We start from the raw sequence: 14,269 nt of genomic DNA on the forward strand, positions 1-14,269 counted from the left end.
ACCCCTGCGACCCCGCTGTCCGGAACCCGACACCCGGAAGATCGCCGGTTCGACCGGATCGCCGCGGAACGGGACCCTCCCGGGTGGCGTGCCGACCGGGACGGCGGGCACGATGACGGACGTGTCCCAGCCGCCGCCCCTACCCGCCGTCCGACGCAACGCGCAGGCGCTCTCCGACGCCGGTGACTCCCCCGCCGCCCGCCGCCTGCTCGGCCAGGCGATCGAGGCGGGGCGGCCGGCGTACGGGGAGGATGACCGGGAGGTGCTGACCACCGCGCACCTGCTGGCCCGGTTGCACGTACAGGCGGATGATCCGGCCGCTGCGCGGCGGGTGCTGGAGGAGGCGCTGGCCGCCGGGCTGCGTCGCTGGGGTGACGGCGATCCGCTGCTGCTGGCGATCTCGTTCGATCTGGGCACGGTCGCCGAGGAACTCGGCAACCGGCACGAGGCCCGCCGCAACTTCAGCCGGGTGGCGACCGCCGGGCCCGCGGCGCTCGGCGTCGACCACTGGACGGTACGGGCAGCGCGTGAGTACCTCGGCGGGTCGCCCTCGGCGAGTGGCTCGGGGACGATCCCGGAGCCGGCCACCGCCGTGCTCCCGTCGACCGCCCCCGGGATCGTGGCGCCGATCGCTGCTGCCCCGCCCGCCGGCAGCACCGGGGTCGCCGCGCCGAGCGCTCCGCTCCCACCACCGGCCCTCGGGACCGCCGGCCCCTACCCGCCGATCGCGCCAGCGCCGACCACGGCCGCATCGGCACCGACCCCAGCCGCGTCGGCACAGCCGCCATCGGCCGCACCGGCACCGGTCGCGCCCCGGTTCACCCCGTCCCCGACCCGGGCCGCGCCAACCCAACCCGGCCCAACCCAGCCGTCCCCGACCCAGGCTGCATCAACCCAACCCGGACCGATCCAACCCGGACCGATCCAGCCCGGACCGATCCCGCTCAGATCGGCTCAGGCCGGACCGCTCCAGCCCGGACCAACCCAGCCCGGACCGATCCAGGCTGGACCGATCCAGCCGGGCCCGGTCCCGTCGCCGCCGCTCCCATCCGGGCCGCCCCCGACCACGTCAATTCAATCCACGCCGCCCCGGAGCCTGGCGGCGTACGAGCCCCCGACGCAGCCCGTTCCGACGCAGCAGACGTGGCCGCTGCCCGGCCCAACAGCAGCCCAACCAGCACGGCCGACAACGGCCCAACCGGCGGGACCGGCAACAGCCCAACCACAGGGACCGGCAACAGCCCAACCGGCGGGACCGGCAACGGCACAGCTGGCGTACCCGTCGGTGGCGGCGGCGCCGGGTACGCCGTACCAGGTGATCTCGACGCCGACCACGGTGGCGCCCGCCCCGCCGAACCGGGCTGTCGGTGCGGTGATCGCGGCCGGGATCGCGGCCGCGGTGGCGGTGCTGGCCGCGATCGTGGTGGTGGTCGTCACGCTGCTCGACCAGCCGGTCACGCCGGCCGGGCCGAACGCCGGGGCGAGTACGGGGACCGAGGCGCAGCCGGACGCCGGTGGGGATCCGCCGAGCCGGCTCGCCCTGCGCGACGACGGTACGGCGATCACGATCACCTGGACCGACCCGAGCGCCGGTACGGTGTCGTTCATCGTGGCCGGTGGTCGGCGCGGCCAGCCGCTGGGTCCGATGGCGACCGTCGACCCGGGCAGTACGAGTCACACGGTCAACGGGATGAGCGCCAAGGTCGACTACTGCTTCACCGTGGTCGCCGTCTACTCGACCGAGGTGGTCGCCACCGCCGAGCAGGTGTGTACCGACCGGGGATAGACGTGGCGGTAGGGTCCACTGTCGGCACCGGCTGTGTCCACAGCCGCACCCGGCGGGTTCCCACCCGGATTGACCAGGCCATATGATGGCACCCGGTTTCTGGGAGGCGCGCGGTCGGATCCGGCCGCGATCAGGCGAGAGGCGGCCGGCTGTGGTCACCACAGACAACGGCACCACGAGCACCAACGACCCCGACGGCAGCGACCCGTCGACGACTACCGGCCCGGCGCGGCGCTCGCGGAGGATGCGGGGCGGCCTGGTCACCATCGGTACGGTGGGTGCGCTGGTCGCGGCGATGGGGCTGACCGTGCTCGGGCTCGGCGCGGCCGACAACGCGGTCGCCAGCTTCGACGCCAGTTCCTGGCTGTGGAGCACGGCGCGCAGCGAGTTGGCCCGGGTCAACGGGATCACCGCGCGGGTGGACACCCGGATGCAGTTGCCGCAGGGCCGCAGCCATCCGATGCAGGTGACCCAGACGGACAAGATGCTGGTGCTGCGCGATCTCACCACCGGCCAGGTCAGCTCCCTCGATCTGGCCACGTTGCAGGTCGTCGCCCGTACCCAGACGACCTCGGGGCTCGGGGTCAACGTGGCCCTGCACGAGGACTCGGCGTTCGTGGTCGACGCGGTCCAGGGCATCGTGCGGCAGCTCGACCCCCGTTCGCTGACGCCGGTCGGCGAGCCGGTGCGGTTCCTGCCGGGGATCACCGGCGGTGCGTTCGACGGCAAGGGCCGGCTCTGGATCGGGGTGCCGAGCGAGGGCACGGTCTCGGCGATCACCCCGGCGGTGCTGCCGTCGGCCGCCGCGTCGCCGGGCGGTGGGTCGGCCGCCGGGTTGAGCCCGAAGGAGGTACGCAGCCTCACGGTCGCCGAGCCCAGTCACGACCTGGCCCTCTCCACCCTGGATGACGGGGTCGCGGTGCTGGACCGGACCGCCGGGGTGCTGACCACGGTCCGGGGCGAGGAGCAGCCGCGTACGGTCAAGCTGGACACCAGCGGTCCCGCCAGCATGCCGTTGCGGTCCGGCGGGTCGCAGGTGGCGGTGACGGTGTCGGACGACCGGAACGTCTACGTGGTCGGTGACGGCGCGGTGCAGCAGCGGTTCGCGGTCCCCGGTGCGGGTCCGCTGAGCCCGGCGGTCGCCTGGGCGGGCCGGTTCTACTGCGCCGACGAGCAGACCGGGACGGTCTACTCGTTCGACTCCTCCGGCAAGCAGGTCGACAAGATCGAGGTTGCCGGGGCGAACGGGCCACTGGAGTTGGAGGTGCGGGAGAACCACCTGTTCATCAACGCGCCGAACTCGGCGAACGCGCAGGTGGTCGACGACAAGAACGCGGCCCGGCCGGTGAACAAGTACGCGAACGACATTCTCGGTGGGGACCCGCCGCCGGTCGCTCCGCCGCCGGCCCCGCCGCAGAAGCCGCTGGTCGGCAAGCCCGGTGCGCCGAGGAGCGTGACGGCCGCGGCCGGTAACTCGCAGGCACGGGTGACCTGGCGGGCGGCGCCGGCCAACGGCTCGGCGATCACCCGGTACGTGGTGGAGGGTGCCGGCAAGGAGTTCCAGGTCGGTGCGAACCAGCGGTCGTTGGAGGTCACCGGGCTGACCAACGGACAGTCGTACCGGTTCTCGGTCCGGGCGGTGAACGCGAAGGGCACCGGGCCGGCGCGGACGAGCAACGCGGTGGTGCCGACGTCGGAGGTGCCGGACCCACCGGCGAGCGTGACCGCGCAGGAGCGTCCGGACGGCACGGTGTTGGTGAAATGGCCGGCGGCGAACGGCCAGGGCTACAAGATCACCCGGTACGCGGTGACCGCGATCTCGGCCGGCGCCACCTCCCTGGCCGGCGAGTCGACCAAGACCGAACTGGTCATCCCGGCCGGTGAACTCGACTACGGCAACCAGTACGCGTTCCAGGTCGTCGCGGTGAACCAGAAGGGCGCGGGTTCGACCCCGTCCCCGGTGAGCAACTCGGTGGTGCCGTTCGCCAAGCCGGACGCGCCGACGAATCTCGCCGCGACCACGGTGGCGGGCGAGGCCGGGGCGATCTCGGTGATCTGGGCCGACGCCCGCGACAACGGCCGACCGGTGACGAAGTACGTGGTCACGGCCGGCGGCAAGACCACTGAGGTGACCGAGCCTCGGGTGAAGCTGACCGGACTCGGCAACAGCCAGACGATCACGGTGAAGGTGCACGCGGTCAGCGAGGCCGGTGCCGGCGCCGACGCGACCGACACCGCCCGTACGGTGGCGCTGCCACGGGTGACGGTCACCGGCAGCTCCGCCGACGCGTCTTCGATCACGGTCAACTTCACCGTGGACGCCGGTGGCGGGCAGGCCACCTGTTCGGTGACGCCGGCCGGGCGGCCGGCGGTCAACGGCGCCTGCTCCAGCATCCGGGCCACCGGGCTGACCCCCGGCACGAGCTACACCTTCACCGTCCGGGCGAGCAACGCCGCCGGTGCCGGCGAGGCCACCGGCACCCGCCAGACCAACGACCAGTTCGGGATCGCGACCTGCAACAACGGCGAGAACGGCGACACCGCCACCTACTGCAACCGGGAGCGGCCCGACGCCCGCAACGGCAACGAGATCTTCCGGGTGCCCCGGCAGGACAACAACCAGCAGGCCGGTTGGGCCAGGCCCGGCACCCGGTTGCAGGCGTACTGCAAGGCGCAGGGTGAGGACGTCGACTCGTACATCTACAACAACCAGAAGCGCAGCACCTGGTGGGTGCAGGTGGAATTCGAGGGGCGCCGGCCGTACATCCCGTGGGCGTGGTTGAACCTGGAGGGCGGGGACAACATCAACGTGCTGCCGAACTGCTGACCGACCAACGGGCCGCCGAGGACCCGACCGCCACCGAACCGGACCGACCGCACGAGGAGCACCGTCCGCCGATGAACAGCCACGAGCCGCTCAGCCCGCAGCATGTGCAGGGCTTCGCCGCGCTGGCCGCCCGGCTCGCCGACGCCGTCAGTTCGGTGGTGCTCGGCAAGCCGGAGGTGGTCCGGTTGGCGCTGACCGCGCTCTTCGCGCAGGGTCACGTGCTGCTGGAGGACGTACCCGGGGTGGGTAAGACGACCCTGGCGCGGGCGATCGCGGCGACCGTACGCGGGCAGTGGCGGCGGATCCAGTTCACCCCGGACCTGCTCCCCTCCGACGTGTCCGGGGTGACGATCTTCAACCAGGCGACCCGTGGCTTCGAGTTCCATCCGGGACCGGTGTTCGCCAACATCGTCATCGCCGACGAGATCAACCGGGCGTCGCCGAAGACCCAGTCGGCGCTGCTGGAGGTGATGGAGGAACGCACCGTCACCGTCGACGGCGTACGCCACCCGGTGCCGCAGCCGTTCCTGGTCGTCGCGACCCAGAACCCGGTCGAGATGGACGGCACCTACCGGCTGCCGGAGGCGCAACTCGACCGGTTCCTGGTGAAGCTGACCATCGGCTACCCGGACGAGGCGGTCGAGATCGAGGTGCTGCGCGGGGCGACGGTCCGGTCGCCGGAGGCGCTCGAACCGGTCACCGACACCGCCACGGTCGGCGAGATGGTGCGGATGGCCCAGCGGGTGCACATCGCCGACCCGCTCTACGCGTACGCGGTCCGGCTGGCCGCCGCGACCCGTACCCACGCGCAGGTCCGGGTCGGGGTGAGCCCGCGCGGGGTGATCGCCCTGACCCGCGCTGCGTGCGCGTACGCGCTGATCGACGGGCGGGCGTGGATCCAGCCGGAGGACCTGAAGGCGCTGGTCGAACCGGTCTTCGCGCACCGGATCCTGCTCTCCCCCGACGCCCAGGTGCGCGGGGTGACGGCCGCCGACGTACTCCGCCAGGCGGTGGCGTCGGTGCCGGTGCCGCTGCCCTCCGGTCAGCCCAGCCGGACCGGGGTCTGACCCGACACGCCCATGACGATCACCTCCCGGGGCATCGGCCTGCTCGTCGGCGCCTGCCTCCTCCTGCTGCTCGGATTCCGGTTCGGCTACCCCGAGCTGACCCTGCTCGGCACCGCCGCGGCGATCGCGCTCGGTTGCGCGGTGGCCGCCGCCGCCTGGCGCCCGAGGCTGGGCGTGGACCGGCACGCCGACCCGGACCGGGTCGGGCGCGGCGAGTCGGCGACGATGACCCTGACCGTACGCAACGGTGGCCGGGTCCGGTCGGCGAACCTGATCGCCGAGGACCGGTGCGGCAACCGCCCGGTGCCGGTGCCCCTGCTCCGGCTGCGTCCGGGGCGGGACACCACGGTCAGCTACCCGGTGCCGACCCACCGCCGAGGCGTGGTGCCGGTCGGCCCGCTGCGGGTCACCGGCCGCGACGCCCTCGGGCTGGTGGTGGTGGCCCGCGCGCACGGCGACGTGGCCCGGGTGTGGGTGCACCCACGGATCCACCCGCTGACCGCCGTACCGACCGGGGTGGCGCGGAGCATGGACGGCCGGGTGGACCGGGTGCCGCACGGCTCGATCACCTTCGACTCACTGCGCGAGTACGTCGTCGGCGACGAACTGCGCCGGGTGCACTGGCGGACCAGTGCCCGGATCGGCGAGCTGATGGTCCGGGAGAACCTCGACACCAGCCTGCCGCAGTTGGTGGTGCTGCTCGACGACCGGGCCGCCGCGCACCCGGTGGTGGTCGACGGGGTCGCGGAGACCTTCGAGTCTGCCTGCGAGGCCGCCGCCTCGGTGGTCGCCGCCGCCCGTCGGGAGGAACTGCCGGTGACCCTGGTCCTGGTCGCCGATCCGGGGACGGGCGACGACTTCCTGGACCGGCTCGCCGCCGCCGAACTGCGCACCACCTCGCGGATCACCGGCGAGGCGCGGGAGCGGGCCGACGGCGCCGAACAGCCGCCGCGGGCCGACGGCGGGCGGGCCGACGGTGGGGAGAAGCCGCCGCGGGCGGATGTCGGCGGAGAGCCGCTGCGGGCCGATGTCGGCGGGGAGCCGCTGCGGGCCGTACTCAACCGGCTGCGTCAGCAGCGGCTCGGTGACACCCTGATCTTCCTCACCGGGCCGGGTGGCCGCGACGACCTGGGACAGCTCGGGACGTTGCGGGCGACGTACCCGTCGGTGCTCGCCGGGGTCTTCGGTGACCCGGTGCGCACCCCGGCCGAACCGGCCGGGGTGCGGGTGCTCGACGTGGCCGACGGGGTCGAGTTCGCCGCCGAGTGGGACGGGGTACGCCGATGGTGAGCCGCGCCCGCGTCACCTCGCTGCTGCGGGCGGTCCCGGTGCCGCTGGCCCTGATCGCCATGATCGGCCTGGCCGGTGCGGTTCTCGGCCGGGTCTACGCCGGAGGACTGCTCAGCCAACTGGTGCTCGGCGCGGCGGTCGGCTCGGTCGGCGTCAGCGTCGCCGCCCGGCGGCTGCCGTCCTGGCTGGTCGCACCGGTGTCGGTGCTGGCGATGGCCGGCTATGTCGGGTTCGCGCTGCGGCTGGCGGCGCAGCGGGCCGAACTGCCCGGCGGCTTCGCCGACCTCGTCGCCGAAGCCGGCCGCAACGGCATCCCCCGGCTGCTCACCGCGATGATCCCGGTCGAGCCGGTGCCGGACACCGTGATCGTGCCGCTGGTGGCGACCTGGCTGGCCGGGCTCGCCGGGGCGGAGGTGGCGGTGCGCGCCGGCCGGGTGCTGCTCGGCTACGCCGCACCGGCCCTGCTCTACGCCGGTGCCCTGTACGTGGTCGGCCCGAACGCCGAGCCGGCGATCTGGTGGACGGTGGCGTTCGCCGCCGCCGCCGCGATCGGGCTGGCCGTACCGGCTGCGTCGACCACACCTGTTGCGGTTGCGGCCGACGCCGAGGCGACGGTCCCGCCGACCGTACGGGCCGCTATCCGGGTCCGGATGCTCGCCGGCACCGCCGCCGGGGTGGTCCTGGTCGTCGGCCTCGCCGCGCTGCTGGCACCCGTGGTCGCCGGTCGGGTCGGCAGCACCCCGGTCGACCCCCGCCGGTACGTGCAACCACCCCGGGTGGACAGTCTGGACGAGAACCCGCTGATCCGGATCTCCGGTTGGGCGCTCAATCCCGACCAGAAGCTGCTCGACCTGCGCACCACCGGTGCGGCGGCCCCGGCCGGCGACAACGCGCCGCCCGCCGGGGACGGCGGGACCCCGGCGGACGGGGACGCACAGCCCGACGACGAGGGCGGGGACACCGGCGGACGGGTCGGTGATCCGGGCTCGGCCGAAACCTCCGCCCGCGCCGGCGGCGTACGGGTCCGGCTCGCCGTGCTCAGCGACTACGACGGGGTCACCTGGCGGGTCGGCGCCACCTACCGCAACGCCGGCCGGATCCTGCCCACGGTTGAGCCGGCGCCGAACGTGACCGTGCGACGGATCCAGCAGGAGATCACCATCGGTGAACTGGCCGGCCGGCTGCTGCCGGCGGTGCCGACGCCACGGGAGGTCGCCGGGGCCCGGGTCGCGTACGACCAGGGCAGCGGGACGCTGATCCGACCGGAGGGCCTGACACCGGGGTTGCGGTACGCGGTCACCTCCGCCAGCGAAACGCCGGACGTGAACCTGCTCGCCTCGGCGAACGTACCCGCTGGTGACCAGGTGGCCCGGGTGCTGCGGGTCGCCGAGGGGGTGCCCGACCCGGTCCGCCGCCTCGCCGACCAGTTGGCCACCGACAACGGTGCCCCGTACTCGCGGGCGGTGGCGATCGAGGAGTTCCTCGCCGAGCACTACCGCCTCGTCGCGGACGCGCCCAGCGGCCACGCGTACCCGAACCTGAACTTCTTCCTGTTCGGCCCCCGCGACGGCGGCGGCCAACGCGGCACGTCGGAGCAGTTCGCGGCCGGGTTCGCGGTGCTCGGCCGGCTGATGGGCCTGCCGACCCGGGTGGTGGTCGGCTTCCACTCGGCAACCGGCGAGGGCCCGGTCACCGGCGGCGACGCGTACGCCTGGCCGGAGGTGCTGTTCGACGAACTCGGCTGGGTGGCGTTCGACCCGCTGCCCCGGCCGGACACCGAACCACGGCCGGTCGAGGAGGACTTCACCCCGAAGCCGCAGGAACCACCGCCGGTGCAGGACGAACCGGCGCCGGCCGCAACGCCGACCCCGCAGGCCAGTGCCGGCCCGGCCGCCGCACCGCAGACCGGCTCCGGTGCCTCGCTGCCGGTGCTGGCCGGTGGCGGATCGGGCGCGTTGCTGCTGGTGCTCGCCGGGTTCGTACTCGCGGTGACGATGATGCGGCGCGGGCTGCGGCGGCGCCGGCTCGACGAGGGCAGCCCGGCGGACCGGATCGCCGGGGCGTGGCGGGAGGTGACCGACGCGCTGCGGCTGGCCGGTCACCCGGTCGCCGCCTCGCTGGACGCGACCGAGGTGGCGGCGTACGCGGCCGAGATCGCGGGCACCTCCGTCGTCACCGGACCCGGCGCGCCGGGCGGAACCGGCGCGGCGCCGAAGCCGCGCCCGTCGCCGAGACCCCGCCCGACCCCGGCGCCGACCCCTGACCGGTCCGGAACCGAGCGGACCGGGACCGAGCGGACCCGGACCGGGCAGCCGGTGGTGCCGCCGATCGGCGAGCTGGCGACGCTGGTGAACGTGGCGACGTTCGCCCCCGGTACGGCCAGCGACGAGCAGGCCCGGCGCGCGGGCAGCCTCGCCGTCGGGTTCGCCACCGCGCTGCGGGCGGTACGACCCTGGTGGCGACGGGTGCTCTGGTCGCTGCATCCCGGCCCGCTGCGCTGGCGCCGCTGAACTGAACCCCGACCGGCGGCGCCGGCATCGCCGAACTGAACCCCGACCGGCGGCGCCGGCAGCCACTGACCGGATCTGGCGGTGCGGCTGACCGTGCCGCCGGCATCGCCGGCCCGCGCGGTTACGTCGGTGGTCGGTGGGGTGCGGGACGCAGCCGGGCGACGGCGGCACGCATTCCGGCCAGCCAGCCGTCGGGGTCGGCCGCCTTGCGCCGGGCGAACCGGCCCACCTCCGGGTGCGGCAGGATGAGGAAGCGTTCGTCGGCCAACCCTTCGACCACCGACCGCGCCACCTCGTCCGGGCTGAGCACCGGGCCGGCGGCGGCGGTCATCAGGGCGCCGGCATGCCCCGCGTCGAGCCCGTCGGTGAGCATCGGGGTCGCAACCCCCTGTGGGCACAGCGCGCTGACCCGGATGCCCCGGTCCCGGTAGGTGACCGCGAGCCACTCCGCCAACCCCACCGCCGCGTGCTTGGTGACCGTGTACGGGGCGTCACCGACCGCGGTCAGCAGCCCGGCGGCCGAGCAGGTCTGCAACAGGTAGCCGCCGCCGCGGGCCAGCATCCCCGGCAGGACGGCACGGGCGGCGTAGACGTGCGCGAGCAGGTTCACCTCCCAGGCACGTGCCCAGTCGGTGTCCGGCGCGTCGAGCCCCGCCCCGGTGGTGATCCCGGCGTTGGCGCAGAACAGGTCGATCCGGCCGTACCGTTGCTCGGTCAACGCGACCAGGGCGCGGACCTGCTCCTCGACGGTGACGTCGACCCCGACGCCGAGGGCGACCGGCCCGATGCCGGCGGCGGTCCGGGTCGCCGCGTCGGCGTCCAGGTCGGCGACCACCACCGCGCGGGCCCCCTCGGCGGCGAACCGGCGGGCCAGTGCGGACCCGATCCCGCCCGCGCCGCCGGTCACCACCGCCACCTGCCCGCCCAGTTCCATGCTCAGCCTCCGTCGACGACCGCCGCGATCTGCTCCGGGGCGTACACCGGGCCGGGGGTCCCCGCCGTGGGCCGCTCCGCGGACTGCGCCGGGCCGAGTTGGGCGATCAGGTTGGCCAGCGGGGCGATCCCGCCGGTCGCGAGTTCGGGGGTGGCGAGTTCGGGGGTGGGCAGCAGGGCCATCACCGGTACGTCCACCCCGGCGTCGGCGTAGGCGCCGACCTGGGCGCGGCACTCCTCCGGCGACCCGTGCAGCACCAGCGCGTCGACGAGTTCGTCCGGCACCGCCGCACTCGCCGCGCGGCGGTCCCCGGCGTGCCACGCCTCCCAGACCGGCCCGAGGACCGACTCCCGGCCCAGCCAGCGGTGGAACTCCGCGTACGCCGGCACGGTCAGATAGCTCGTGATCATCCGTCGGCCCAGGTTGCGGGCGTACCCGACGTCCTCGGTCGGGCAGACGAAGATCCGGGCGGCGACCTCGAAGCCGGGCCGCCGGTCACCGAGTTCGGCGAGCACCCTCGGCACGTCCGTGGCGGCCAGCCAGTTGAGGATCACCCCGTCCGCCTCGGCGCTGGCCAGCCGCAGCATCCGGGGGCGCAGGGCGGCGAGCAGGATCGGCGGCGGTACGGCCGGCGGTCGCTCCAACCGGAACCGGCGCACGGCGAAGGTCTCGTACCGCTCGTCGACCGCCTCACCGCGCAGCGCCGCCCGCAGGAACCGGAGCATGTCCCGGGTACGCCGGTACGGTTCGACGAAGTCGACCGCGTTCCAGTCCCCCACCACCACCGGCGACGACGCGCCGATGCCGAGCGCGAACCGCCCCGGCGCGGCCTCGGCCAGCGCCGCAGCGGTCATCGCCAGCAGCCCCGGGCCACGGGTGTAGACCGACGCGATGGCCGTACCGAGGCGCAGGTCGGGACGCCAGGCGGCGGCCAGGGCGAGCGGGGTGAACGCGTCCGCACCGTTCACCTCCGCCGACCACAGATCGGTGAAGCCGGCCTCGGCGAGCGCGGTGTAGGTCGCGGCGTGGTCGGCCAGCGGCACGCCACCGAACGGCACCGTCATACCCCAACGTTTCGTCACCGATCGATCGTGCCCGGTGACCGGGGGTACGGGCAATATCCCACCGGTGTCCATCCTGGTCGGGCCCGGCCGCGACAGCCCACGTTCCGCCCCGGTCGGGCCCGGCCGGGGCAGCCCACGTTCCGCCCCGGTCGGGCCGGGTTCCGACAGCCCACGTTCCGCCCCCCGGTCGGGCCGGGTTCCGACAGCCCACGTTCCGCGCGGCCACCGGCTCGGTGGCCGGGCCGGGCCTGCTGTGGCAAAAGGCAGGTCCGTGGCGGAGCCCGTCGGGTTGTAGCCTCACCGCGTGACTTTCTCGATCGTGGCGCGTTCGGACGACGGGCGGCTGCACGGTGTCGCCGTGGCCAGCAAGTTTCTCGCCGCCGGTGCGGTGGTGCCGGCCGCCGAGGCCGAGGTCGGCGCGCTGGCCACCCAGGCGCACGCCAATCTCGCGTACGGGCCGCAGGGGCTGGCCCTGCTGCGTACCGGGCTCGGGGCGGCCGACGTGATCGCCGGTCTGGTCGCCGCCGACTCCGGTCGCGCCGCCCGGCAACTCGGCGTCGTCGACGCCGACGGTGGGGCCGCCACGTACACCGGCGAGGACTGTCACGACTGGGCCGGCGGGCAGGCCGGCGACGGCTGGGCCGCGCAGGGCAACATCCTGGTCGGCCCGGAGGTGGTGGACGCGATCCGGGATGCCTGGCTGGGTGGCGATGCCCGGCGGCGGTTCGCCGAACGGCTGGTCGACGCGTTACGCGCCGGTGACCGGGCCGGCGGCGACCGGCGGGGTCGGCAGAGCGCCGGGCTGCTGGTGGTCGCCCGCCGGGGCGGGTACGGCGGCGGCAGCGACGTGGTGGTGGACCTGCGGGTGGACGACCACCCGGATCCGGTGACGGAACTGGCCCGGCTGTTGGACGTACACGTCATGCTCTTCGAACGGCCTGATCCGGCGACCCTGCTCGACCTGACCGGTGAGCTGGCCGCCGAGGTCGCGGCCCTGCTCACGGCGGCGGGGCACGCCCCGGCGGACGGCGGGGACGTCGCGGTCGACGCGGCGCTGGTGGACTGGGCCGGGGTGGAGAACCTGGAGGAGCGGATGGTGTCCGGCCGGATCGACCCGGTGGTCCTGGCCCATCTGCGCACCCGCGCCTGACCGGGGATCCCCCTGCCGACCGGGGCTCCCCACCGAGCAGGAATCTCCGGCGGCCGGGGACGCGAGAGAAGCGCTGGCACCAGCATGGCGCCTTCCTGAGCCACACTGAGCCATGTTGAGCCAGATTGTGTTGCCAGTGGCACCATCGTGTGCCATAGTAATGCCATGGACCTGAACCCGTACGTGGCCTCTCTCGGGCGCGAGCTGCTGACAGCCGCGGAGACCGGCGCTGACGACGACACCGCGTTGATCGAGCGGTTGACCGTGTCGATGGAGTCGGCGATCCGGCTCGCCCTGCTCGAAGCGCTGTCGGACGCCGCCGACGAGATCACCAGGGAACTGGCTCCCGGCTCGGTCCAGGTTCGCCTGCGTGGCCGTGACCCGGAATTCGTCGTGACACCGCACCTGGTGGAGCAGTCCCGGGACGCCGCCACCGACCGGGGTGCCGGGCCGACCGACGATGCCGCGACGGGCTTCGAGGACGGTGCCACCGCGCGCATCAACGTCCGCCTGCCGGAACAGCTCAAGACCGCGGTCGAGGAAGCGGCCGGCAAGGAGGGCCGGTCGGTCAACGCGTGGCTGGTGCGGGCCGCCTCGATCGCACTGCGGGCCGGGGAGCGCGACCACGGATCCGACCGGCGCGGCAAGCCCGGCGCGCAGCGCTACACCGGCTGGGCGCGATAGCCGAGCCCGGCCCCTTTCCTTCCACGTCCCCTACCAGCGGGGATGTTCTTCCGACTCATTCTGAGGGGACAACCATGCCTGTTTTCGCCACCCCGGAACCGATTTCCGTCACGATCGAACTCTCCGTCGGCGACGTACGGCTCGTCGCGAGCGACCGCACCGACACCGTCGTCGAGGTACGGCCGAGCGACCAGTCCGACGAGTCCGACGTGAAGGCCGCGCAGCAGACCCGCGTCGAGTACGCCAACGGCACGTTGACCGTACGCGGGCCGAAGTCCCGCGCATTCGACTTCTCCAAGAAGACCAGGTCGGTCTCCGTGCTCGTCGAACTTCCCACCGGTTCGGCGGTGAACGGTGACCTGGCGCTCGGGGACTTCCACAGCACCGGCGTACTGGGTGAGTGCCGGTTCAAGACGTCCGTCGGGCACCTCCGGCTCGACCGGACCGGCCCGCTCCGCCTGAACACCTCCGCCGGCCACATCGCGGTCGACGCGATCGCCGGAAACGCCGACGTCGCCACCGGCACCGGGCGCATTCAGATCGGCGACATCGACGGTGCCGCGGTCGTCAAGAACTCCAACGGCAACACCGACATCGGCACCGTCACCGGTGAACTGCGTGCGCGTGCGGCCAACGGCGACATCTCCGTCGACCGGGCCGATGCCGCGGTGGAGGCCAAGACCTCCAACGGAACCGTTCGCATCGGCGAGGTCGCCCGCGGTTCGGTCACGCTGCACACCGCGGCCGGCGACCTGGAGGTCGGTATCGCCGCGGGCGCCGCCGCATGGCTCGATCTGAAGACCGGGCACGGCCGGGTGCACAACGCGCTGGACGACATCGGACACGAGCCCGAGAAGTCCGAGGAGACCGTCGAAGTCCGTGCCCACACCTCCTTCGGCGACATCACCGTCCGTCGTTCCTGAGCAGACCCCCGTCCGCTGTTCCTGACCAGACACC

General features: G+C 74.0%; 9 protein-coding genes and 1 pseudogene. 8 read left to right on the forward strand and 2 right to left on the reverse strand.

Annotation, left to right across the window (positions count from 1 at the left end; genetic code table 11):
- The first annotated feature begins 121 nt into the window (after window positions 1-121).
- The 5 genes from OG792_RS21265 (at window position 122) to OG792_RS21285 (ending at window position 9,480) form a co-directional block, all read left to right on the forward strand.
- Window positions 122-1,786 (forward strand): tetratricopeptide repeat protein, encoded by a 1,665-nt coding sequence (locus tag OG792_RS21265; protein WP_329101520.1) that lies wholly within the window; start codon window positions 122-124, stop codon window positions 1,784-1,786.
- Window positions 1,787-2,030: 244 nt separating this feature from the next.
- Window positions 2,031-4,613: a fibronectin type III domain-containing protein gene (locus OG792_RS21270; protein ID WP_329111348.1), complete on the forward strand. Its 2,583-nt coding sequence runs from the start codon at window positions 2,031-2,033 to the stop codon at window positions 4,611-4,613.
- Between the two features lie 71 nt (window positions 4,614-4,684).
- Window positions 4,685-5,680 (forward strand): AAA family ATPase, encoded by a 996-nt coding sequence (locus OG792_RS21275; protein WP_329101522.1) that lies wholly within the window; start codon window positions 4,685-4,687, stop codon window positions 5,678-5,680.
- Window positions 5,681-5,692: 12 nt separating this feature from the next.
- A complete protein-coding gene (locus OG792_RS21280) occupies window positions 5,693-6,970 on the forward strand; it encodes a DUF58 domain-containing protein (protein ID WP_329101524.1) in 1,278 nt (425 codons plus the stop codon).
- Window positions 6,964-9,480, forward strand: coding sequence for a transglutaminaseTgpA domain-containing protein (locus OG792_RS21285; RefSeq protein ID WP_329101526.1), 2,517 nt, complete (start codon window positions 6,964-6,966; stop codon window positions 9,478-9,480). The genes OG792_RS21280 and OG792_RS21285 overlap by 7 nt, the downstream gene beginning before the upstream one ends.
- 121 nt (window positions 9,481-9,601) lie before the next feature.
- On the opposite strand, the gene OG792_RS21290 is transcribed toward OG792_RS21285, so the two are convergent.
- Window positions 9,602-10,414 carry an SDR family oxidoreductase gene (locus OG792_RS21290; RefSeq protein WP_329101528.1) on the reverse strand — a complete coding sequence of 271 codons (813 nt, stop codon included), beginning with the start codon at window positions 10,412-10,414 and terminating at the stop codon, window positions 9,602-9,604.
- Window positions 10,415-10,506: 92 nt separating this feature from the next.
- Window positions 10,507-11,478: pseudogene (locus OG792_RS21295) on the reverse strand (LLM class F420-dependent oxidoreductase); the annotation flags it as partial.
- A 304-nt stretch (window positions 11,479-11,782) separates the two neighbouring features.
- Here OG792_RS21295 and OG792_RS21300 point away from each other — a divergent pair.
- The 3 genes from OG792_RS21300 to OG792_RS21310 all read left to right on the forward strand — a co-directional run bounded on the left by OG792_RS21300 (window position 11,783) and on the right by OG792_RS21310 (window position 14,235).
- On the forward strand, window positions 11,783-12,628 hold the full coding sequence (locus tag OG792_RS21300; protein WP_329101530.1) for a DUF1028 domain-containing protein: 846 nt from the start codon (window positions 11,783-11,785) through the stop codon (window positions 12,626-12,628).
- A 165-nt stretch (window positions 12,629-12,793) separates the two neighbouring features.
- Window positions 12,794-13,312 (forward strand): hypothetical protein, encoded by a 519-nt coding sequence (locus OG792_RS21305; RefSeq protein WP_329101532.1) that lies wholly within the window; start codon window positions 12,794-12,796, stop codon window positions 13,310-13,312.
- A gap of 74 nt (window positions 13,313-13,386) precedes the next feature.
- Window positions 13,387-14,235, forward strand: coding sequence for a DUF4097 family beta strand repeat-containing protein (locus OG792_RS21310; RefSeq protein ID WP_329101534.1), 849 nt, complete (start codon window positions 13,387-13,389; stop codon window positions 14,233-14,235).
- Window positions 14,236-14,269 lie beyond the last annotated feature (34 nt).

The sequence above is a fragment of the Micromonospora sp. NBC_01699 genome, assembly GCF_036250065.1.
Lineage (GTDB): Bacteria > Actinomycetota > Actinomycetes > Mycobacteriales > Micromonosporaceae > Micromonospora_G.

Bases quoted from the DNA above. Each gene is read 5' to 3' on its own strand.
- OG792_RS21270 (WP_329111348.1), top strand. From the start codon at position 2,031: ATGCGGGGCGGCCTGGTCACCATCGGTACGGTGGGTGCGCTGGTCGCG.
- OG792_RS21280 (WP_329101524.1), top strand. From the start codon at position 5,693: ATGACGATCACCTCCCGGGGCATCGGCCTGCTCGTCGGCGCCTGCCTC.
- OG792_RS21290 (WP_329101528.1), bottom strand. From the start codon at position 10,414: ATGGAACTGGGCGGGCAGGTGGCGGTGGTGACCGGCGGCGCGGGCGGG.
- OG792_RS21310 (WP_329101534.1), top strand. From the start codon at position 13,387: ATGCCTGTTTTCGCCACCCCGGAACCGATTTCCGTCACGATCGAACTC.
- OG792_RS21305 (WP_329101532.1), top strand. From the start codon at position 12,794: ATGGACCTGAACCCGTACGTGGCCTCTCTCGGGCGCGAGCTGCTGACA.
- OG792_RS21285 (WP_329101526.1), top strand. From the start codon at position 6,964: ATGGTGAGCCGCGCCCGCGTCACCTCGCTGCTGCGGGCGGTCCCGGTG.
- OG792_RS21275 (WP_329101522.1), top strand. From the start codon at position 4,685: ATGAACAGCCACGAGCCGCTCAGCCCGCAGCATGTGCAGGGCTTCGCC.